Consider the following 20,709-nt stretch of genomic DNA (forward strand, 5'->3'; position numbering starts at 1 on the left):
GATTACAGACTTGCGTCAACCATACCGTGGCGAACGGCCAGCAATGTCAGTTCGACGTCGCTGGTGACCGAGAGTTTTTCGAAGATCCGATAACGGTAAGTATTGACGGTCTTGGGGGACAGACACAACTTGTCAGAGATGACCTGCACTTTTTGACAGCCGACGATCATCAGCGCGATCTGAATTTCCCGCTCCGACAGCGCATCGAACGGCGAGCCCTGCGGCTGGAACGATTTCAGCGCCAGTTGCTGGGCGATCTGCGGGCTGATGTAGCGCTGTCCCGCGAAGGCCAGGCGAATGGCCTGGACCATTTCGTCGAGCCCGGCGCCTTTGGTCAGATAACCTGCTGCCCCGGCCTGAAGCAGGCGCGTAGGAAACGGATCCTCTTCACAGACGGTGACCGCCACCACCTTGCTGTCCGGATCGCTGCGCAACAGCTTGCGTGTTGCCTCAAGGCCACCGATGCCAGGCATCTTGACGTCCATCAGCACTACATCCGGCTTGAGTTCGCGGGCCAGCTTGAGGGCTGCCTCACCAGAGTCCGCTTCGCCCACCACCTGCAGGCCATCGATATCAGCCAGCATACGGGTGATGCCGGTACGCACCAGATCGTGGTCATCGACCACCAGTACCCTAATCAAGCAGACACCTCGTAGTGGGGCGATTGGATCCGGCCACCTTAACAAAAAATTTCACCGCAAACCTAGCGCAACGCGTCATGCAGATAAGTCTGACCCTCTCCTCTGCGCTGCAGGCCGCTCCCCTGCAAATGGCCGTCCGCAACTAGGCGACCGAGCAAGTGCCAGACGGCGGCGCGATCGGCCGGCATCAACTGCCTGAGGCCGCGCAGCAGTCGGCTCTCTTCGGCACTCAAGCACTCCAACGGCGCGAGTGTGCGCGTACCCGTCAATACATAGAGCGCATCGACGCCCTTACTGGCTACTGCGGCCAGATAGTCGATCCGCGGAGTACGCTCCCCGCTCTCATACTTGCCTTGCGCGTTGGGCTCGACCCCGCCAATGTCGCCGAATACCCGCTGGGTCATGCCCAGCCGTTCACGCTCTTCCCTTAACCGCAGTCCAAAACCTTTCATTTGATGTCCTTATCGACTCATCCGACATCCCTGGGATGCAGGCAGCCACGGGCGCTCAGCTCGGTGCCAAGGTCGCACTATGCACATTGGATCCAATGAACACAAGCCGAGCACCTACCACCCGTCCGAGCCGATCCTCTCAGCCCTCCAGAAACACTCTCACGTGGTGCTGGCGGCAGATCTGTCGACCCAGCGCTGCATTCGAACGAAACAGGCATCCTCGCCCATTTCAACAAAACCGGTAGCTGCGTAGAGTCGCCGAGCAGGGTTGGTGCTGGAGACCATCAGGCGCAGCAGTGGCATACGGCGTTGCTGCGCCCAACAGGCCAACTGACCGAGGACCCATTTACCTACGCCCTGACCACGAAACTCAGGCAACAGGTGCAGTTCGCGAATGAAGAGTGCCTGGCTATCCTGGCTCAAACTGCAGAAACCGATCACCTGTCCGCCCGAGGTAATCAGCCATTGCTCGCGCCATTCCCAGGCCTGATCGAAGGCGTCCTCAACCCAGAGCAGGTCGAATTGCTGGTAATAGGGAAGCATGGCTCGGCGGGTCAAGTCGCGAGCGAAATCGCGGTCGGCATCGCGGGCAGCGCTAAGCTGGAGCGGCAGCAAGGTCATGTGGGCAAAGCTCGGGCATGGACAGGTTGAAGCATAGCGGTGGGCAGGCAACGACGAACAGCTTGCTGTTGATCAGCGGCCCTTGCGCGGTAAGCGGATATCGACGCGTAGGCCTCCCAGCGGGCTTTCCTGAAGCTCGATCTGGCCCTGCCAAGCCTCGACAATGTCGCGAACGATACCCAAGCCCAGCCCGTGCCCCGCCACTTGCTCGTCCAGGCGAGAGCCGCGTTCGAGCACTTGCTGTCGAGACTGGTCAGGAATACCTGGACCATCATCGTCCACCCAAAGCCTATAACCTTGCGGCGTTGACCGGATCGACAGGCGAACCTGACTGTCCGCCCACTTGCAGGCGTTGTCCAGCAAGTTACCCAGCAGTTCCAGCAAATCTTCACGGTCCCATGGCAGTTGCAAACGCGCTGGAACGTCCTGCTCGATCGCAAGCCCGGTGCCGTGAATCATGCTCAAGGTCGACAGAAGACTTGGGAGTTCAGCATCGCAATCGAACCGGGCACCAGGCAAAGCATCGCCGGCCAACCGCGCGCGGTTGAGCTCTCGCGTCAGACGTTGCTGGATCTGCTCCAGCTGTTCGCGCAGTTGCGACTGGAGCTGAGGCGTGTCGCGCAGGCGCTCGCTCCCGGCCAGACTCAACAGAACCGCCAAGGGCGTTTTCAGGGCATGTCCGAGATTGCCCAAGGCGTTCCGCGAGCGGCGCAGGCTGTCTTCGGTGTGTGCGAGCAAATGGTTGATCTGCTCCACCAGCGGCTGCAGTTCGCTTGGCACCTCGGCATCGAGTTGCGAACGCTGACCCTGCTGTAACTGGGCGATCTGCTGGCGGGCACGCTCCAGGGGGCGCAGCGCGCGGGTGATGGTGATGCGCTGCAGGATCAGGATCAGCGCCAAGGCCACCACGCCCATGCCCAGACCTACCTGCTGCAGGCGCCTGAACGCTGCACTTACAGGTGAATAGTCCTGCGCGACACTGATCGATACCTGCTGGCCAAGACGCCGGTAATCGCCGCGATAGACCAGCAGTTGCTGGCCTTCGGGCCCCAGCTCATGTCCATCATCCAGGCCTGGCCGCTCCGGCTTGGGCATGTCCAGATCCCAGAGCGAGCGTGAACGCCAGGTACCTTGGGCGAAGTCGATACGAAAGTAGTAGCCTGAAAACGGCCGGTGGTACGCCGCCGACACTCGTCGCTCGTCCAGCTGCAAGCCGCGCGGCCCATGCACGAGCGCCACCAGCAAGTTTTCGCTTTCCTTGCGCAATCCAGCTTCAAGGTAACGTTGCAGGCCCGCCTCGAAAAGCCAAAGGGTCACCTGCGCCACCGCCACGCCGACCACCACCAGCACCACCACCAGACCAAGGCTCAGGCGCGCCTGGATCGACTTCACCCGCCGGCACTCCCGGCGTACACATAGCCCTGACCCCGGCGCGTCTCGATCACAGTACGACCCAGCTTGCGTCGCAAGTGATTGACATGCACCTCAAGCACGTTGGAGTCGCGTTCGGTCTCGCCGTCGTAGAGATGTTCGGCCAGATGGCTTTTCGAAAGCACCTGACGCGGGTGCAGCATGAAATACCGCAGCAAACGGAACTCGGCAGCGGTCAACTGGATGTCGACGCCGTCGCGTGTAACGCATTGCCGCCCCTCATCCAGATGCAGGCCGGCAGCCTCCAGCCGCGGCTGGTTGGCCAGGCCGCGAGCACGGCGCAGCAGCGCCTGGATGCGCAACTGTAACTCTTCCGGATGAAAAGGCTTGCTCAAATAGTCATCGGCCCCTGCTTTGAGCCCTTCGATACGCTCGGCCCACGAGCCACGGGCTGTGAGGATGAGAACTGGCACAGCGAGGGCGGCAGCGCGCCATTGCTCGAGCACTTCGAGCCCGGGCAGGCCAGGCAGACCGAGGTCGAGGATGATCAGGTCATAGGGCTCGCTCTGCCCCTGAAACACCGCGTCGCGACCATCGGCCAGCCAATCCACGGCGTAACCCTGGCGCTGCAGGCTGGCCGTGAGCTCATCGGCCAGCGGGACGTTGTCTTCGACAAGCAACAGGCGCATTCAGTCGTCTTCCTCGTCTTTGATCAAGACCCCAGTGCGGGCGTCGTACTTGATCTCGCGAACCACGCCATTCGGGGTCAGGAGTTCGACCTCGTATTCGTAGCGATCATGTTTTTCCTCAAGCTCGGCCTCCAACAAGCGCGCCCCGGGGTGACGCCCCAGGGCGGCTTCGAGCAGTTGTTCGAGCGGCAGGATAACGCCCTGCTGGCGCAACGCCAGGGCCTCATCCTGATCCAGGTCTCGGGCACTTGCCAGTGGGCAGGCGACCAGCAGTGCCAAGGCCAGGCAAGGCACTGCTCGCGGCAAGGTGTCCATCAGCTGTCTCGCGCATCCTTCAGAACTTCGCCGGTTTTGGCATCCAGGTCCACGTCCCATTCGACGTTCTGCGCATCACGCAGTTCGACCTTGTAGATGTAACGGCCATATTCCTCTTCGAGCTCGCTGTCGGTAACGGTTGAGCCGGGATGTTTGGCCACCGCAGCCGCCTTGAGTTCATCCAGCGACTTGATGGTCTTTTCGTTGACCAGCTTGACCACTTGGTCGGGCTGGACATCCTTGGCGAACGCGGCAGTGGTGCCGAAAGTCAGAGCAGCGGCGGCGAACAGAGCAGTCAGGGTTTTCATGATGTTTCTCCATCGAACTTTACGAGTTGTCTACGGCATTGAGATTAATCATTAGCCCTTAACTCAACCTGAAAATAACGGGCGACATGATAGCGCCGTTATCCAGCACTTCGGCACACACCCAGGTGACTTGCCTATAATGCGTGCCTGCCCGACTAGAGACTGCCATGAGCGCCATCCATATCAAGTACCCCGCCCTGACCTTCAAAGCGGGCAGACGCGCCTTGGTACACATTCGCGAACGCGGCCTGCGCGCTGGCGATATCGGCACACTGCCTGGCGCCGCAGGAGGCCCCAAACCCTTGGGCATCCAGGGCCTGGACCTGGCGATCTTCGGCCATTTGCTACCTTCCGCGCCGCGCCAGCGCTCGCTGATCGGCGCCTCGATAGGCGCTTGGCGCTTCGCCAGCGCCTGCCTGAACGACCCCATTGCCGGCCTGCGCCGCCTGGGCGAGCTGTACACCGAACAGGACTTCGCCAGGGGCGTGACTCCGGCGCAAGTGACCCAGAGCTGCCAGCGCATGCTCGACGACTTACTGCAAGGCCGGGACAGCGAGATCCTTGCCAACCCCAACTACCGGCTGAACATTCTGGCTGTCAAAAGCCATGGAGCGTTGGCATTTGACGGTAGGGCGACACTCGGCGCGGGATTGTCCTCAGTCATCGCCAGCAATCTGATAGGCCGTTCACGCCTGGCTCGGCATTTCGAACGGGTGATCCTTCACGACGGCCGCTGCGCGCCTCCACTGGATGCGCTCACCGACTTCCCGTCACGCTGCCTGCCGCTGCACCTGGACAACCTGCGCCAAGCCCTGCTCGCTTCCGGCTCCATCCCCATGGTGATGGAGGGGGTACGAGACATTCCCGGCGCTGGCACTGGCACCTATCGCGACGGCGGTCTGCTGGACTATCACCTGGACCTGCCCTACTGCGGCGACGATCTGGTGCTTTACCCGCACTTCACCGACAAAGTGATACCCGGCTGGTTCGACAAGGCACTGCCCTGGCGCCGGGGCGACGCGACGCGCCTGCAGAACGTGCTGCTGATGACGCCATCACCGCAGTATCTGGCAACCCTGCCTTACGGCAAGCTTCCAGACCGTGGCGACTTCAAGCGATTCAACGGTGATGCGCCGGCACGCAAGCGTTACTGGTACAAGGCGATTGCCGAGAGCCAGCGCCTAGGCGATGAGCTACTCGAACTGATCGCCAGCGGGCACCTGCACGAACGGTTGCAAGCCTTGTAGGAAGCATGCTGGTAGACTGCGCGCATTGTCGATTCACACAGAGTTCTGCCAGCGTGGAAATTTTCAAAGAGTTCACCTTCGAGTCCGCCCACCGCCTGCCCAACGTTCCCGCCGGCCACAAGTGCGGACGCCTGCATGGCCATTCGTTCAAGGTCGCGTTGCACCTGACCGGCCCACTCGACCCGCATACCGGCTGGATCCGCGACTTCGCAGAGGTCAAGGCGATCTTCAAACCCATCTACGAACGCCTCGACCATAACTACCTGAACGACATTCCCGGCCTGGAGAACCCCACCAGCGAAGTGATCGCCAAGTGGATCTGGGAGCAGGTCAAGCCGTTGCTGCCGGAGCTGTCCAAGGTGCGCATCCACGAGACCTGCACCAGCGGCTGCGAGTACACCGGCGACTGAGCCTGCAGTCAGGCCTTGGGTTTGGGGTGTGGGGGCACACAGGGGTTCTGAATCACCAAACTGAAGCGTCCGCTCGTGCCTTGGTGATCGTTGAGGTAGGCGACATCTTCCGCAACCCGCCTGACGCGTCGCCCCCACGGACTGTGAAGCGTCAGGTTGGTCAGCACGTCGCCAGCCTCCAAGTCCGAAGGATCGAGTTCGGGGACATGCCACAAAGGTGTTCCACGTGAGCAGGTGAGCGTGTAGAGAGGGGTGGCGATCTCGAACGGTGGGTCGATTGGCATTGTCATCCCGGCACGAACACCAAAGGGATCACGCACTTCCAGGCGAGCCTGCTCGGTCACACACTTTCCCGCCGGTGAGCGGGCCGTGTAGAAGCCCAAGTAGCCGTTGCGACTGACATTCAGCCAGTAGTCCAAGAGTGGCCACGAGTCCACATTGTCTCCCTCGTAGGCGGGCCGGACCTCATAGAAAAAGCCGGTGGCGTGGCGATACACGCCGAACCAGAAACTGTCGCAGAAACGCCGCTGCCGTGCCTGGGGGCCCAGCAACTGGTCGATCAGAAATGATTGGATCATCTCTTCGCTGTAGTCGGTGCTGGTAATCAACCAGCCATCGTTGCCATTCCAATCATCGAATTCGACCCAGAAGGGGCGCAGCAAATCGCTGTCTTCGTCCCACTGCCCAGAATGCATTGGCGCCTCGTCCAATTGCCACTGGCAGCGGGCGGTGAAACTGATCAGTGGCTCGAATTTCAATGAATCCATGACAGGTGCCTCCTCGAGATGAGGCACTACCCTGGCGGTTGTGTGCAGCGTCAGGCAGGTAGAAATCGCTACCCCTGCGTCTGTTTGAGGAAGGCGGGGGCTATGTACCGATCGTAATGCGCTTCGGACAGCAGGAAGAACTCGCGGTCGATAGCGTCGCGCAACTGGGGCAGCTCCCATTCGCGGAACTCAGGCAGCAGGGCCATGCCATAGGCGTCCAGATCACGGATCATGCGGGCACCGCGAGCGATCAATTGGTAGGCCCAGCAATACACCGACTGTTGCGGCACAAAGCGAATTGAGCGCTGCTCCAGTTGCTGGCGCAGAAGGTCGCTGTCGAATATTTCCAGCTTGGCCATCATGACCTGCACCAGCAACTGTTCCAGTCGCTGCCAGACAGCCCGCTTCTGCGCTTCGTCGTATCCGTTCCAATGAATCACTTCATGGTGGAAACGCTTGCAGCCCCGACAGACGGTATCGCCATACACGGTAGAGCAAAGACCGACACAGGGCGTTTTGATGGACTGGTTGGACATGAGAAAACAATGATCTGGGGGTGGCACACCCGGGCATGTTAGCCCTTTGTCTAACCGGGGTCACGGGCTAAAGTCAGCGACGGCAACTTACCTTCCGCCTTTTTTTGCCGTAGAATCACCCCGCCTTTTCAAGGCAACCATGTCCGTTGGAAGCTGTTTTCAAAGCGTCACGAGCACAGTTGATCCGGTAGAACGGCGTTGGCCCGGACCATGCCCCTTGCATGGCCGCGCCAACCCCTCATCAGCCTTCCGTTCTACAGGCGTAAAACTTTGAAAGCAGCTTCTGTAAGGATTCTCTGCGACCCTGGCTGGACGGCTCAAAAAGCCGTGAACCGCGCATGGGTGTGGGGAATGCTGGATGAGCGTCCCGGACTCCCTTTAGGGACCACTGATGAGGGTAATAACTGTGCTTGAAGCCTACCGCAAACACATCGAAGAGCGTGCCGCCCTGGGTATCGTGCCCCAGCCGCTGAACGCCGAACAAACTGCAGGCCTGGTCGAGCTGCTGAAAAACCCGCCGGCCGGCGAAGAAGCCTTCCTCGTAGACCTGATCACCAACCGTGTTCCGCCAGGCGTCGACGAAGCGGCCTACGTCAAGGCCGCGTTTCTGTCCGCGATCGCCAAAGGCGAAGCCAAATCGCCCCTGATCGACCGCAAGCACGCCACCGAGCTGCTGGGTACCATGCAAGGCGGCTACAACATCGAAACGCTGGTCGCGCTGCTGGATGACGCCGAACTGGGCGCCGTCGCGGCCGAACAGCTCAAGCACACCCTGCTGATGTTCGATGCCTTCCACGACGTGGCGGAAAAAGCCAAGGCCGGTAACGTGCACGCCAAGGCCGTCCTGGAATCCTGGGCTGCTGGCGAGTGGTTCACCTCGCGCCCGGCCATCGCCGACAAGTACACCCTGACCGTGTTCAAGGTGCCTGGCGAAACCAACACCGACGACCTGTCTCCTGCGCCCGATGCCTGGTCGCGCCCGGACATCCCGCTGCACGCCCTGGCCATGCTGAAGATGGCCCGTGACGGCATCGAGCCAGAACAACCCGGCTCCGTCGGCCCGCTCAAGCAAATCGAGGCGGTCCGCGCCAAAGGCCATCCGGTAGCGTACGTCGGCGACGTGGTCGGTACCGGTTCCTCGCGTAAATCGGCCACCAACTCCGTGCTGTGGTTCTTCGGCGACGACATCCCCAACGTGCCGAACAAGCGCGCTGGCGGCTTCTGCTTCGGCACCAAGATCGCGCCGATCTTCTACAACACCATGGAAGACGCCGGCGCTCTGCCGATCGAATTCGACTGCACCAACCTGAACATGGGCGACGTGATCGACGTTTACCCATTCAAGGGCGAGGTCAAGCGCCACGACAGCGGTGAACTGGTCACCACCTTCGAGCTGAAGACCGAAGTGCTGCTCGACGAAGTCCGCGCCGGCGGCCGTATCCCTCTGATCGTCGGCCGCGGCCTGACCGAAAAGGCCCGCGCCGAACTCGGCCTGGGTGCCTCGGACCTGTTCAAGAAAGCCGAGCAGCCTGCCGACACCGGCAAGGGCTTCACCCTGGCGCAGAAGATGGTCGGTCGTGCCTGTGGCCTGGCCGAAGGCCAAGGCGTTCGCCCGGGCGCTTACTGCGAACCGAAGATGACCACCGTCGGCTCTCAGGACACCACCGGCCCGATGACCCGCGACGAGCTGAAGGACCTGGCTTGCCTGGGCTTCTCCGCCGATCTGGTCATGCAGTCGTTCTGCCACACCGCTGCTTATCCAAAGCCGATCGACGTCACCACCCACCACACCCTGCCGGACTTCATCCGCACCCGTGGCGGCGTGTCCCTGCGTCCAGGCGACGGCATCATCCACAGCTGGCTGAACCGCATGCTGCTGCCTGACACCGTCGGCACCGGCGGCGACTCGCACACCCGCTTCCCGATCGGCATTTCGTTCCCGGCCGGTTCCGGCCTGGTCGCCTTCGCCGCTGCCACCGGCGTCATGCCGCTGGACATGCCGGAGTCGGTCCTGGTGCGTTTCAAAGGCAAGCTGCAACCCGGCATCACCCTGCGTGACCTGGTCCATGCCATCCCTTACTACGCCATCCAACAGGGTCTGCTGACCGTCGAGAAGAAGGGCAAGAAAAACGCCTTCTCCGGTCGCATCCTGGAGATCGAGGGCTTGGACGAACTGACCGTCGAGCAGGCCTTCGAGCTGTCCGATGCGTCGGCCGAGCGCTCGGCGGCGGGTTGCACCATCAAGCTGCCGGAAAAGGCCATCGCCGAGTACCTGCAGTCGAACATCACCCTGCTGCGCTGGATGATCAGCGAAGGATACGGTGATGCACGCACCATGGAGCGCCGCGCGCAGGCCATGGAGGCCTGGTTGGCCAATCCACAACTGCTGTCGGCCGACGCCGATGCCGAATACGCTGAAATCATCGAAATCGACCTGGCTGACGTCAAGGAGCCTGTGCTCTGCGCGCCGAACGACCCGGACGACGCTCGCCTGCTGTCGCAGGTCCAGGGCGAGAAGATCGACGAGGTGTTCATTGGCTCGTGCATGACCAACATCGGTCACTTCCGCGCAGCCGGCAAGCTGCTGGAGAAGGTCAAGGGCGGTATCCCGACTCGCCTGTGGCTGGCGCCGCCCACCAAGATGGACGCGCACCAGTTGACCGAGGAAGGCTACTACGGCATCTACGGCAAGGCCGGCGCACGCATGGAAATGCCAGGTTGCTCGCTGTGCATGGGTAACCAGGCACGCGTCCAGACTGGCTCGACCGTGGTGTCCACTTCGACCCGCAACTTCCCCAACCGTCTGGGCGATGCCACCAACGTCTATCTGGCGTCGGCGGAGCTGGCGGCAGTCGCCTCGATTCTCGGCAAACTGCCGACCGTCGAGGAGTACCTGCAGTACGCCAAGGACATCGACAGCATGGCTGCCGACGTCTACCGCTACCTGAGCTTCGACCAGATCGCCGAGTTCCGCGAAGCAGCGGCCAACGCCCAGATCCCGGTGGTTCAGGCCTAAGGCAGCGGCAAGCTAGAAGCTGCAAGCGACAAGAAAAAGCCCGGCCAATGTGCCGGGCTTTTTTGTGTGTCCCATCCTGAAGAAGGTTTACACCTTTGACCTCCCTTCAGGACTAGACGCTTGGATGACCTAGAAACTATCTCCCGGGACCCGCACCCACCCTTCCATCAGCACCCGCGCACTGCGGCTCATGATGGCCTTGGTCACCATCCATTGACCATTGACCTGATGCGCTTCGGCCCCGACCCGCAAGGTGCCGGAGGGATGCCCGAAACGGACGGCACTGCGCTCGCCACCGCCGGCAGCCAGATTGACCAGCGTGCCCGGGATCGCAGCAGCGGTGCCAATGGCCACCGCAGCGGTGCCCATCATCGCGTGATGCAGCTTGCCCATCGACAGCGCCCGCACCACCAGGTCGATATCGCTGGCAGCCACTGCCTTGCCGCTGGAAGCGTTGTACCCGGTGGCGGGCGCCACGAAGGCGACCTTTGGCGTGTGCTGGCGACCGGCCGCTTGCTCGATGTGGTTGATCAGTCCCATGCGCACCGCCCCCTGGGCACGGATCGTCTCGAAACGCGCTAGCGCCTCGGCATCGCCATTGATCGCTTCCTGAAGCTCGGTACCGGTATAGCCAAGGTCTGCGGCGTTGACGAAGATGGTCGGGATCCCGGCGTTGATCAGCGTCGCCTTGAAGGTTCCTATGCCGGGCACCTCCAGGTCGTCGATCAGATTACCCGTGGGAAACATCGCCCCGCCCCCCTCACCTTCTTCATCCGCGGCGGGATCGAGAAACGCCAACTGCACTTCGGCTGCGGGAAAGGTCACGCCGTCCAGCTCGAAATCACCCGTTTCCTGCACCTGCCCTGCACTGATCGGCACATGGGCGATGATGGTCTTGCCGATATTGGCCTGCCAGATCCGTACAGTGGCGACGCCGTCATGCGGTACACGTGTCGAGTCCACCAAACCGCTGGCGATTGCGAACGAGCCGACCGCCGCCGACAGGTTGCCGCAGTTGCCGCTCCAATCGACGAAAGCCTTGTCGATGGCCACCTGACCGAACAGATAGTCGACATCGTGATCGGGGCGTGTGCTTGGCGAAAGAATCACGGTCTTGCTGGTACTGGAGGTCGCGCCGCCCATACCATCGATCTGCTTGGCGTACGGGTCGGGACTGCCGATGACCCGCAACAGCAAGGCGTCGCGCGCAGGCCCAGGCACCTGAGCACGCTCGGGAAGATCCTGCAGACGGAAGAACACGCCCTTGCTGGTGCCGCCCCGCATGTAGGTGGCGGCGATTTTGATTTGCGCTGCATGTGTCATGTCCGATTCCCCTCCTACAGGGGCTAGAGGTGGGTTAGGCCTTGCCTTCCAGGAAGTCCTGGGCAAAGCGCTGCAATACGCCACCGGCTTCATAGATCGACACTTCCTCGGCGGTGTCCAGTCGACAGGTAACCGGCACTTCCAGGCGCTCGCCATCGCGTCGGTTGACCACCAAGGTCAAGGTCGCGCGCGGTGTACGCGCGCCAAGCACGTCATAGGTTTCACTGCCGTCCAAAGCCAAGGTCAGGCGCGTGGTTCCAGGATGGAACTCTAACGGCAACACACCCATGCCGATCAGGTTGGTGCGGTGAATACGCTCGAAGCCCTCGGCAACGATGGCTTCGACCCCCGCCAGGCGCACGCCTTTGGCGGCCCAGTCGCGCGAGGAGCCTTGGCCATAATCGGCACCGGCCACAATGATCAGTGGCTGCTTGCGCTGCATGTAGGTCTCGATCGCTTCCCACATGCGCGTCACCTTGCCTTCCGGCTCGATGCGCGCCAGCGAACCCTGCCTCACGCTCCCGTCTTCGCTGCGCACCATTTCATTGAACAACTTCGGGTTGGCGAAGGTGGCGCGCTGAGCCGTCAGGTGATCGCCGCGGTGCGTGGCGTAGGAGTTGAAGTCCTCCTCCGGCAAGCCCATCTTGGCCAGGTACTCGCCGGCAGCGCTGTCGAGCATGATGGCGTTGGAGGGCGACAGGTGATCGGTGGTGATGTTGTCCGGCAACACCGCCAGCGGGCGCATGCCGCGCAGGCTGCGCTCACCGGCCAGGGCCCCCTCCCAGTAAGGCGGGCGACGGATGTAGGTGCTCATCGGGCGCCAGTCATACAGCGGCGCAACCTTCGGCCCGGTGTCCTCCTCGATGGTGAACATGGGGATGTACACCTGACGGAACTGCTCAGGCTTGACCGAGGCGCGCACCACGGCGTCGATCTCCTCATCGCTCGGCCACAGGTCCATCAGGCGGATCTGCTGACCGTCGACGACGCCGAGTACATCCTTCTCGATATCGAAGCGGATGGTCCCGGCAATGGCGTAGGCCACCACCAGCGGTGGCGAGGCCAGGAACGCTTGCTTGGCGTAGGGATGGATGCGTCCGTCGAAATTGCGATTGCCCGATAGCACGGCAGTGGCGTACAGGTCACGGTCGATGATCTCTTGCTGGATCGCCGGGTCCAGTGCGCCGGACATGCCGTTGCAGGTGGTGCAGGCGAAAGCGACGATGCCAAAGCCCAACTGTTCCAGTTCCTGCTCCAGGCCCGCCTCCTTGAGGTACAACTGGACCGCCTTGGAACCCGGCGCCAGAGACGACTTCACCCACGGCTTGCGTGTCAGTCCGAGGCGGTTGGCGTTGCGCGCCAACAGACCGGCGGCGATGACGTTGCGCGGATTGCTGGTGTTGGTGCAACTGGTGATGGCCGCGATGATCACCGCCCCATCGGGCATCTGTCCCGGCACGTCTTCCCACGCCCCCGCGATGCCCTTGGCTGCCAGGTCGCGTGTGGCCACGCGGGCATGCGGGTTGGACGGACCGGCCATGTTGCGCACCACGCTCGACAGATCGAAGCTCTGGGTGCGCTCGTACTCGGCCTTGGCCAGGCTGTCGGCCCACAGGCCGGCGACCTTGGCGTAAGTCTCCACCAACTGCACTTGGCGATCCTCACGCCCGGTCAGACGCAGGTAGTCGAGGGTCTGCTGGTCGATGGCGAACATGGCCGCCGTGGCACCGTACTCAGGCGCCATGTTGGAGATGGTCGCGCGGTCGCCCAAGGTCAGCGCCTGGGCACCGACGCCGTGGAACTCGAGGTAGGCGCCGACCACTTTCTGCTTGCGCAGGAACTCGGTCAGCGCGAGCACCAGGTCGGTGGCGGTGATGCCTGGGTCGAGCTTGCCGGTGAGCTCAACGCCGACGATTTCCGGCAGGCGCATCCACGACGCACGCCCCAGCATCACGTTCTCGGCTTCGAGACCGCCCACACCGATCGCGATCACCCCCAGGGCATCGACATGCGGGGTATGGCTGTCGGTACCGACACAGGTATCCGGGAACGCCACGCCATGGTCGCTTTGAATGACCGGCGACATCTTCTCCAGGTTGATCTGATGCATGATGCCGTTGCCCGGCTGGATCACATCGACGTTCTTGAACGCCTGCTTGGTCCAGTTGATGAAATGGAAACGATCTTCGTTGCGCCGATCCTCGATGGCGCGGTTCTTTTCGAACGCTTGCGGATCGAAGCCGCCGCACTCCACGGCCAGCGAGTGGTCGACGATCAGTTGCACCGGCACCACCGGGTTGACCTGTGCAGGATCGCCGCCCATGTCGGCGATGGCGTCGCGCAGGCCAGCCAGGTCTACCAATGCAGTCTGGCCAAGAATGTCGTGGCACACCACACGTGCCGGGTACCAGGGAAAATCGAGGTCGCGCTTGCGCTCGATCAACTGCGCCAGCGAGGCGTTCAGCGTCGCGGGGTCGCAGCGGCGCACCAGGTTTTCGGCCAGTACGCGCGAGGTGTAGGGAAGACGGTCGTAGGCGCCGGGCGTGATCGCCTCGACCGCCTGGCGAGCGTCGAAATAATCCAGGCCGGTGCCTGGCAGGAGTTTGCGGTATGCACTGTTCATTTCGTTATCAGGCTCGTCACGGTGATCGGTAGCAGGAGCATTGCCGGGCATCGGGAGCCGCTGCGCGGCCCTTTCGCGACCCAAGGCCGCTTCCCACAGGTACAGCGCCGCCCCTGCGGGAGCGGTCTTGGATCGCAACAGGGCTGCAAGGCAGCCCCACGACCGGTGAGTCAGCGCCGATCGATCGGCACGAACTGACGCTGCTCGACACCGGTGTATTCGGCACTGGGTCGAATGATGCGGTTGTTCGCCCGTTGCTCGAAGACATGCGCGGCCCAGCCGGTCAGCCGCGAACAGACGAAGATCGGTGTGAACAGCTTGGTCGGGATGCCCATGAAGTGATACGCCGAGGCATGGTAGAAATCGGCGTTGGGGAAAAGCCGCTTCTGCTCCCACATGGTCTTGTCGATGGCTTCGGAGACTGGGTAGAGCACGGTATCACCCACCTCGTCGGCGAGCTGTTTCGACCAGCCCTTGATCACCTCGTTGCGCGGATCGGACTCCTTGTAGATCGCATGGCCGAAGCCCATGATCTTGTCCTTGCGCTCAAGCATGCGCAGCAGTTCGGCGCTGGCCTCCTGCGGACTTTGGAAGCGCTCGATCAGCTCCATCGCCGCCTCGTTGGCGCCGCCATGCAGCGGTCCGCGCAGCGCGCCGATGGCCGCTGTGATGCACGAATAAAGATCGGACAATGTCGAGGCGCAAACGCGCGCAGTGAAGGTGGAGGCGTTGAACTCGTGCTCGGCGTAAAGGATCAGCGAGACGTTCATCACCTTCACGTGCAGATCGCTGGGCTTCTTGCCGTGCAACAGGTAAAGGAAATGACCACCCAGGCTGTCCTCGTCGCTGCTGCAGTCGATGCGCACGCCGTGGTGACTGAAGCGATACCAGTAGCACATGACTGCCGGGAACAGCGCCAGCAGACGGTCGGTCCTGTCGCGCTGAGCATCGAAGGTCAGCTCCGGCTCCAGCGTGCCGAGCAGCGAACAGCCCGTGCGCATGACATCCATCGGGTGGGCGTCGCGCGGGATACGCTCGAGGACTTCCTTGAGCGCCTGCGGCAGGTCACGCAGCGCTTTGAGTCGGTGCTTGTAGTCGGCGAGCTCGGCCTTGCTCGGCAGCTCGCCATACAGCAGCAAGTACGCCACTTCCTCGAATTCGGCACCTGCTGCCAGATCACGCACGTCGTAGCCACGGTAGGTCAGGCCGGCACCGGCCTGGCCGACGGTCGACAGCGCGGTCTGCCCGGCCACCTGGCCGCGCAGGCCGGCACCGCTGAGTACTTTTGCTTCGGCCATGGGATGGTTCTCCTTTCTTGAAATTGTTATGAAGTCTTGCTGGCTAATCGGGCCTGACCTGTTCGGTCATCAGCCTTTTTTCTGTGCGAACAACGCATCGAGGCTCTGCTCGAACGCGTGGTAGCCAATGGCATCGTAAAGCTCCATACGCGTCTGCATCGTGTCCACCACCTGCTTCTGCGTGCCATCACGGCGCAGCGCGGTGTAGACGTTCTCGGCCGCCTTGTTCATGGCGCGGAATGCCGACAACGGATACAGCACCAAGGACACGTCGACGGCTGCCAACTCCTCGGTGGTGAACAGTGGCGTAGCGCCGAACTCAGTGATGTTGGCCAAGATAGGCGCCTTCACTCGGCCAGCGAAGGTCTTGTACATCTGCAGCTCGGTAATGGCCTCGGGGAAGATCATGTCGGCGCCCGCCTCGACACAGGCCGCAGCGCGGTCCAGGGCCGCGTTCAGCCCTTCGACTGCCAGCGCGTCGGTGCGCGCCATGATCACGAAGCTGTCATCGGTCCGGGCATCGACCGCCGCCTTGATACGATCGACCATCTCCTGCTGTGAGACGATTTCCTTGTTCGGTCGATGACCGCAGCGCTTGGCGCCGACCTGGTCCTCGATATGAATGGCTGCAGCTCCGAACTTGCTCATGGAGCGCACCGTGCGAGCCACGTTGAACGCCGAGGCGCCAAAGCCGGTGTCCACATCCACCAGAAGCGGCAGGTCGCAGACATCGGTGATCCGACGGACATCGGTGAGTACGTCGTCCAACCCGGTGATGCCCAGGTCAGGCAACCCCAGGGAACCGGCGGCGACGCCCCCTCCAGACAGGTAGATGGCCTTGAATCCGGCACGTTTGGCCAGCAGCGCATGGTTCGCGTTGATGGTCCCGACCACCTGCAGCGGATGTTCGGCGGCGACCGCATCGCGGAAACGCTGGCCGGGAGTGCTCTTCACAGTCATGACTCACCTCGTGGACTAGTGTTGTCGGCGCCTTGGTAGTGACGCTCGATGTTGCGCTTGGACGCCGCGATATGGCGACGCATCAGCAGTTCGGCCAGTTCACCATCGCGTTCGGCGATGGCATCGAGAATGCGGTGGTGTTCGGCGAAGGCGTGGCGCGGCCGGTTGGGCGTGGCCGAGAACTGGATACGGTACATGCGCACCAGTTGATACAACTCGCCACAGAGCATCTTCACCAAGGTCTGGTTGCCGCTGCCCTGGATGATCCGATAATGGAAGTCGAAATCGCCTTCCTGCTGGTAGTAACCCAGCCCTGCCTGGAAGGCTGCGTCGCGCTCGTGGGTATCGAGCACGCGGCGCAGCTCGTCGATCTGCTCCACGCTCATGCGCTCGGCGGCCAAGCGACAGGCCATACCTTCGAGCGACTCGCGGATTTCATAGAGTTCGACCAGCTCGGCAGGATCGAGCGAGACCACCCGCGCACCGACATGGGGGATGCGCACCAGCAGACGCTGCCCCTCCAGACGGTGGATGGCCTCGCGCAGAGGGCCACGGCTGATGCCATAGGTGCGCGCCAGCTCGGGCTCGGAGATCTTGCTGCCGGGCGCGATGTCGCCCTTGACGATGGCCGCCTGGATGCGGCGAAACACATGCTCGGACAGGGTTTCGCCATCCTCGGCAGCCGGGGCAAAGGCTGAGGGTGCTTGTAGCATTATTGTCGACACCTTTAAGGCTTACGACCCTGAATTTAGCCACAAACCGACTTATAGTCAAAGGCGAAAACCATATTGTCGACAATCTACCAACGCAGAACTTACCGCCCAACGCTGCGGTCTGATCGCAGCGCGCTGGCGTCAAGACGTCGGCGTGATAGAATGCCGCGCTCCCGAAGGATCACGGATAGTGTGCCTGTCATCATTTCATGCTGTTGACAGATGAACGAGGCGCTCGCGCCCTGCCCCGAACTCAGACAGCACCGCGCCAGGACTATGAGACCCATTTTTTCTTCACTGTTGTTCTGCCTCGCCGCACTGCCGGCGCTCGGCCACGCGGGCGAGAAGACCGTGTACGGCCTGAACGAATACGCCCGCCTGGGCGACCTGGACCTCGAAGTGGCCGCCAAGTTGGACACCGGCGCCAAGACCGCGTCGCTCAGCGCCCGTGACATCAAGCGCTTCAAGCGCAACGGGGAGAGCTGGGTACGCTTCTACCTGGCCATCGACGCCGCCCACAAGCACCCCATCGAACGTCCCCTGGCCCGTATCAGCAAGATCAAGCGACGCGCCAGCGATTACGATCCCGACCAGGGCAAGGCCTACACCAATCGCCCGGTGATCGAACTGAACATCTGCATGGGTCAGGCCCTGCGCACCATCGAAGTCAACCTCACCGACCGCAGCGCGTTCCAGTTCCCGCTGCTCATCGGCTCCGAGGCGCTCAAGCACTTCGACGCGCTGGTCGACCCTAGCCTCAAATACGCGGCCGGCAAACCTGCCTGCGCCACCGAAGCTCCCAAAGTAGAGTAACCCCGATGCGCTCTCTGACCCTGCACCTGAAAGTCCTGATCACCATCTTGGTGTTGCTGGGCGTGACGGTCACTTGCTATCAGATCTTCGTCCTCGGCATCCCGGTGACCGAAGACGAGACGGACGATCTGTGGAACATCGACGCCAAGGTCGAGTTCGTCGCCAGTCCCAAGGACCCGGTGAAGATCCAGATGTACGTTCCGCCGCTGAACCGTGATTACGTCAGCCTCAACGAGAGCTTCATCTCCAACAACTATGGCGTCAGCGTCAACCGCGCTGACGGCAACCGCAAGGTCACCTGGTCGGCCCGTCGCGCCAGCGGTAACCAGACCCTTTACTACCGCCTGGTCCTGACCAAGCGCTACAGCACCGAAAAGGCCAAGATCAAAGGCCCGACTTTCCGCGACAGCCTGGCCGTCGAGGGTCCGGAGAAGATCGCCGCCGAAGCGCTCATGGCCCCTATTCGCCAGCATTCGGCCGACGTCGAGACCTTCGTCAGCGAGACCATCAAGCGCGTCAACAACCCCAATGACGACAACGCCAAGCTCCTGCTGGCCGGTGACAGCTCGCCGCTGAAAAAGGCCCAGGTCATCGACCTGCTGCTGTCGATCGCCCACGTGCCGATGGAAAAGGTCCATACCGTGCGCTTGGTGGCCGATACGCCGCAGAGCCCTGAACTGTGGCTGCGCAGCTTCAACGGCAATGACTGGCTGTACTTCAACCCGGAAACCGGCGAGCAAGGCCTGCCCACCGATCGCCTGCTGTGGTGGACGGGCGATGACAACTTGATCACCGTCGACGGCGGCAAGAAAGCCACTGTCACCTTCAGCATGAACAACAGCGAGATGAATGCCATTCGCCTGGCCAAGCTGACCGACGAGAACACCGACGCCGATTTCCTCGAGTACTCCCTGTACGGCTTGCCACTGCAAACCCAGCAGACCTTCATGATCATGGTGATGATCCCGATCGGCGTGCTGGTAATCCTGGTGCTGCGCAACCTGATCGGCATCCAGACCCTGGGCACGTTCACCCCCGTACTGATCGCCCTGGCATTCCGCGAGACGCAGCTGGGCTTCGGCATCGTGCTGTTCACGGTGATCACGGCCTTGGGCCTGTCGCTGCGCTCCTATCTCGAACACCTGAAACTGCAGATGCTGCCGCGCTTGTCGGTGGTGCTGACCTTCGTGGTGGTACTGATCGCCGCCATCAGCCTGTTCAGCCACAAGCTGGGCCTGGAACGCGGACTGTCGGTAGCCCTGTTCCCGATGGTGATCCTGACCATGACCATCGAACGCCTGTCGATCACCTGGGAAGAACGCGGTGGTGGCCATGCGATGAAAGTCGCCATCGGCACCTTGTTCGCCGCCTCGCTGGCGCACCTGCTGATGACCGTGCCGGAAGCGGTGTACTTCGTATTTACCTTCCCGGCGGTGCTGTTGATTCTGGTGGGCTTCATGCTGGCGATGGGTCGCTACCGCGGCTACCGCCTGACCGAGCTCGTGCGCTTCAAGGCATTCCTGAAGAAGGCTGACGCCTGATGTTCGGACTGATCAAGACCTGGAAGGCCCTGGAAGCCCGGGGCATCATGGGCATCAACCGGCGCAACGCGGACTATGTACTCAAGTACAACAAGCGCCATCTGTATCCGATCGTCGATGACAAGATCATCACCAAGGAGCGTGCACTGGCAGCCGGCATTCACGTGCCGGAAATGTACGGCGTCATCGAGACCGAAAAAGAGATCGACAAGCTCGACCAGATCATCGGCGGTCGCAGCGATTTCGTGATCAAACCCGCCCAAGGCGCAGGGGGTGATGGCATATTGGTTGTCGCCGACCGCTTCGAGGATCGCTATCGAACGGTGTCGGGCAAGATCATCAGCCATGAAGAGATCGAGCATCAGATCTCCAGCATCCTCACCGGCTTGTACTCGCTGGGCGGGCATCGCGACCGCGCGTTGATCGAGTACCGGGTGACGCCGGACCAGATCTTCAAGAGCATCAGCTACGAAGGGGTACCGGACATCCGCATCATCGTGCTGATGGGGTATCCGGTGATGGCCATGCTTCGCCTGCCTACTCGGCAATCCGGCGGCAAGGCCAACCTGCACCAGGGCGCAATCGGCGTGGGTGTCGACCTGGCCACCGGCGTCACCCTTCGGGGCACCTGGCTGAACCGCATCATCAGCAAGCATCCGGACACCACCAACTCGGTGGACGGTGTGCAATTGCCGAACTGGGACGGTTTCATGAAGCTGGCGGCCAGTTGTTATGAACTGTGCGGCCTCGGCTACATCGGCGTGGACATGGTACTGGACCAGGAGAAGGGTCCACTGATCCTCGAACTCAACGCCCGCCCGGGCTTGAATATTCAGATCGCCAACGACTGCGGCCTGACCCAACGGACCCATGCCATCGAGGCGCACATCGAGGCCTTGGCCAAGGACGGTATCAGCGAAGATGCCGAGACCCGCGTGCATGTGGCGCAAAACCTGTTCGGCCACGTCGTTCAGCAGTGAGGTACTGGCTCCAATAGGGCGGGTGCTAGGCACCCGTCCTACAGCGGCCTACAATCCCCCTCCTTGTTTTTCAGCGCCGCCGATG

General features: G+C 62.0%; 20 protein-coding genes. 6 read left to right on the forward strand and 14 right to left on the reverse strand.

All coding sequences use genetic code 11. The annotated features are described in order from the left end of the window. Nucleotides 1-2 precede the first annotated feature (2 nt). From gacA to Q6A47_RS17955, 7 genes are all read right to left on the reverse strand, one after another. Nucleotides 3-641: a response regulator transcription factor GacA gene (gene gacA, locus Q6A47_RS17925; RefSeq protein ID WP_039576693.1), complete on the reverse strand. Its 639-nt coding sequence runs from the start codon at nt 639-641 to the stop codon at nt 3-5. A 62-nt stretch (nt 642-703) separates the two neighbouring features. Then, the gene (locus tag Q6A47_RS17930; protein WP_029613560.1) at nt 704-1,093 is read right to left on the reverse strand and encodes a helix-turn-helix domain-containing protein; all 390 of its coding nucleotides are present in this window, start codon (nt 1,091-1,093) and stop codon (nt 704-706) included. A 159-nt stretch (nt 1,094-1,252) separates the two neighbouring features. Next, nucleotides 1,253-1,705, reverse strand: a complete 453-nt coding sequence (locus Q6A47_RS17935) for a GNAT family N-acetyltransferase (protein ID WP_304485014.1) — start codon at nt 1,703-1,705, stop codon at nt 1,253-1,255. 81 nt (nt 1,706-1,786) lie between these two features. Further along, nucleotides 1,787-3,106, reverse strand: a complete 1,320-nt coding sequence (locus Q6A47_RS17940; protein WP_304484982.1) for a sensor histidine kinase — start codon at nt 3,104-3,106, stop codon at nt 1,787-1,789. Beyond that, nucleotides 3,103-3,774 (reverse strand): response regulator transcription factor, encoded by a 672-nt coding sequence (locus Q6A47_RS17945; RefSeq protein WP_029613559.1) that lies wholly within the window; start codon nt 3,772-3,774, stop codon nt 3,103-3,105. Before Q6A47_RS17945 ends, Q6A47_RS17940 begins: the two co-directional genes overlap by 4 nt. Further along, nucleotides 3,775-4,089: a PepSY domain-containing protein gene (locus tag Q6A47_RS17950; RefSeq protein ID WP_304484983.1), complete on the reverse strand. Its 315-nt coding sequence runs from the start codon at nt 4,087-4,089 to the stop codon at nt 3,775-3,777. Continuing rightward, nucleotides 4,089-4,397, reverse strand: coding sequence for a PepSY domain-containing protein (locus Q6A47_RS17955; protein ID WP_029613557.1), 309 nt, complete (start codon nt 4,395-4,397; stop codon nt 4,089-4,091). Before Q6A47_RS17955 ends, Q6A47_RS17950 begins: the two co-directional genes overlap by 1 nt. A 167-nt stretch (nt 4,398-4,564) precedes the next feature. Between Q6A47_RS17955 and Q6A47_RS17960 the strand changes: the two genes are divergently transcribed. Together Q6A47_RS17960 and queD are read left to right on the forward strand one after the other, a co-directional pair. Further along, the gene (locus Q6A47_RS17960; RefSeq protein WP_304484984.1) at nt 4,565-5,644 is read left to right on the forward strand and encodes a patatin-like phospholipase domain-containing protein; all 1,080 of its coding nucleotides are present in this window, start codon (nt 4,565-4,567) and stop codon (nt 5,642-5,644) included. 53 nt (nt 5,645-5,697) lie between these two features. Beyond that, nucleotides 5,698-6,054, forward strand: a complete 357-nt coding sequence (gene queD, locus Q6A47_RS17965; RefSeq protein WP_039576684.1) for a 6-carboxytetrahydropterin synthase QueD — start codon at nt 5,698-5,700, stop codon at nt 6,052-6,054. An 8-nt stretch (nt 6,055-6,062) separates the two neighbouring features. On the opposite strand, the gene Q6A47_RS17970 is transcribed toward queD, so the two are convergent. Together Q6A47_RS17970 and Q6A47_RS17975 are read right to left on the reverse strand one after the other, a co-directional pair. Then, entirely contained in the window at nt 6,063-6,821 is a 759-nt protein-coding gene (locus Q6A47_RS17970; protein ID WP_304484985.1) for a hypothetical protein, read from the reverse strand. A 68-nt stretch (nt 6,822-6,889) separates the two neighbouring features. After that, entirely contained in the window at nt 6,890-7,357 is a 468-nt protein-coding gene (locus Q6A47_RS17975; protein ID WP_037027936.1) for a DUF1289 domain-containing protein, read from the reverse strand. A 406-nt stretch (nt 7,358-7,763) separates the two neighbouring features. On the opposite strand from Q6A47_RS17975, the gene acnB reads away from it, so the two are divergent. Further along, a complete protein-coding gene (gene acnB, locus Q6A47_RS17980; RefSeq protein WP_304485015.1) occupies nt 7,764-10,373 on the forward strand; it encodes a bifunctional aconitate hydratase 2/2-methylisocitrate dehydratase in 2,610 nt (869 codons plus the stop codon). A 129-nt stretch (nt 10,374-10,502) separates the two neighbouring features. Here the strand turns inward: acnB and prpF are convergent, their stop codons facing one another. From prpF to Q6A47_RS18005, 5 genes are all read right to left on the reverse strand, one after another. After that, complete coding sequence (prpF, locus tag Q6A47_RS17985) at nt 10,503-11,696, reverse strand: 2-methylaconitate cis-trans isomerase PrpF (RefSeq protein ID WP_304484986.1); 1,194 nt, start codon at nt 11,694-11,696, stop codon at nt 10,503-10,505. A 34-nt stretch (nt 11,697-11,730) separates the two neighbouring features. After that, nucleotides 11,731-14,319 (reverse strand): Fe/S-dependent 2-methylisocitrate dehydratase AcnD, encoded by a 2,589-nt coding sequence (acnD, locus tag Q6A47_RS17990; protein WP_304484987.1) that lies wholly within the window; start codon nt 14,317-14,319, stop codon nt 11,731-11,733. A 170-nt stretch (nt 14,320-14,489) separates the two neighbouring features. Continuing rightward, entirely contained in the window at nt 14,490-15,617 is a 1,128-nt protein-coding gene (gene prpC / locus Q6A47_RS17995) for a bifunctional 2-methylcitrate synthase/citrate synthase (RefSeq protein WP_039576671.1), read from the reverse strand. Nucleotides 15,618-15,686: 69 nt separating this feature from the next. Continuing rightward, nucleotides 15,687-16,577 (reverse strand): methylisocitrate lyase, encoded by an 891-nt coding sequence (prpB, locus tag Q6A47_RS18000; protein WP_304484988.1) that lies wholly within the window; start codon nt 16,575-16,577, stop codon nt 15,687-15,689. Further along, a complete protein-coding gene (locus tag Q6A47_RS18005; RefSeq protein WP_304484989.1) occupies nt 16,574-17,290 on the reverse strand; it encodes a GntR family transcriptional regulator in 717 nt (238 codons plus the stop codon). The genes prpB and Q6A47_RS18005 overlap by 4 nt, the downstream gene beginning before the upstream one ends. Nucleotides 17,291-17,566: 276 nt before the next feature. On the opposite strand from Q6A47_RS18005, the gene rloA reads away from it, so the two are divergent. The 3 genes from rloA to Q6A47_RS18020 are packed head-to-tail and all read left to right on the forward strand — an operon-like array spanning nt 17,567 to nt 20,624. Further along, nucleotides 17,567-18,103, forward strand: coding sequence for a retropepsin-like aspartic peptidase RloA (gene rloA, locus Q6A47_RS18010; RefSeq protein ID WP_029613551.1), 537 nt, complete (start codon nt 17,567-17,569; stop codon nt 18,101-18,103). A gap of 5 nt (nt 18,104-18,108) precedes the next feature. Next, on the forward strand, nt 18,109-19,644 hold the full coding sequence (gene rloB, locus Q6A47_RS18015) for an osmotic stress tolerance membrane protein RloB (RefSeq protein WP_304484990.1): 1,536 nt from the start codon (nt 18,109-18,111) through the stop codon (nt 19,642-19,644). Continuing rightward, nucleotides 19,644-20,624, forward strand: coding sequence for an alpha-L-glutamate ligase-like protein (locus Q6A47_RS18020; protein ID WP_029613549.1), 981 nt, complete (start codon nt 19,644-19,646; stop codon nt 20,622-20,624). The genes rloB and Q6A47_RS18020 overlap by 1 nt, the downstream gene beginning before the upstream one ends. Nucleotides 20,625-20,709: the final 85 nt, after the last annotated feature.

This window comes from Pseudomonas boreofloridensis (assembly GCF_030580795.1).
GTDB classification, from domain to species: domain Bacteria; phylum Pseudomonadota; class Gammaproteobacteria; order Pseudomonadales; family Pseudomonadaceae; genus Aquipseudomonas; species Aquipseudomonas boreofloridensis.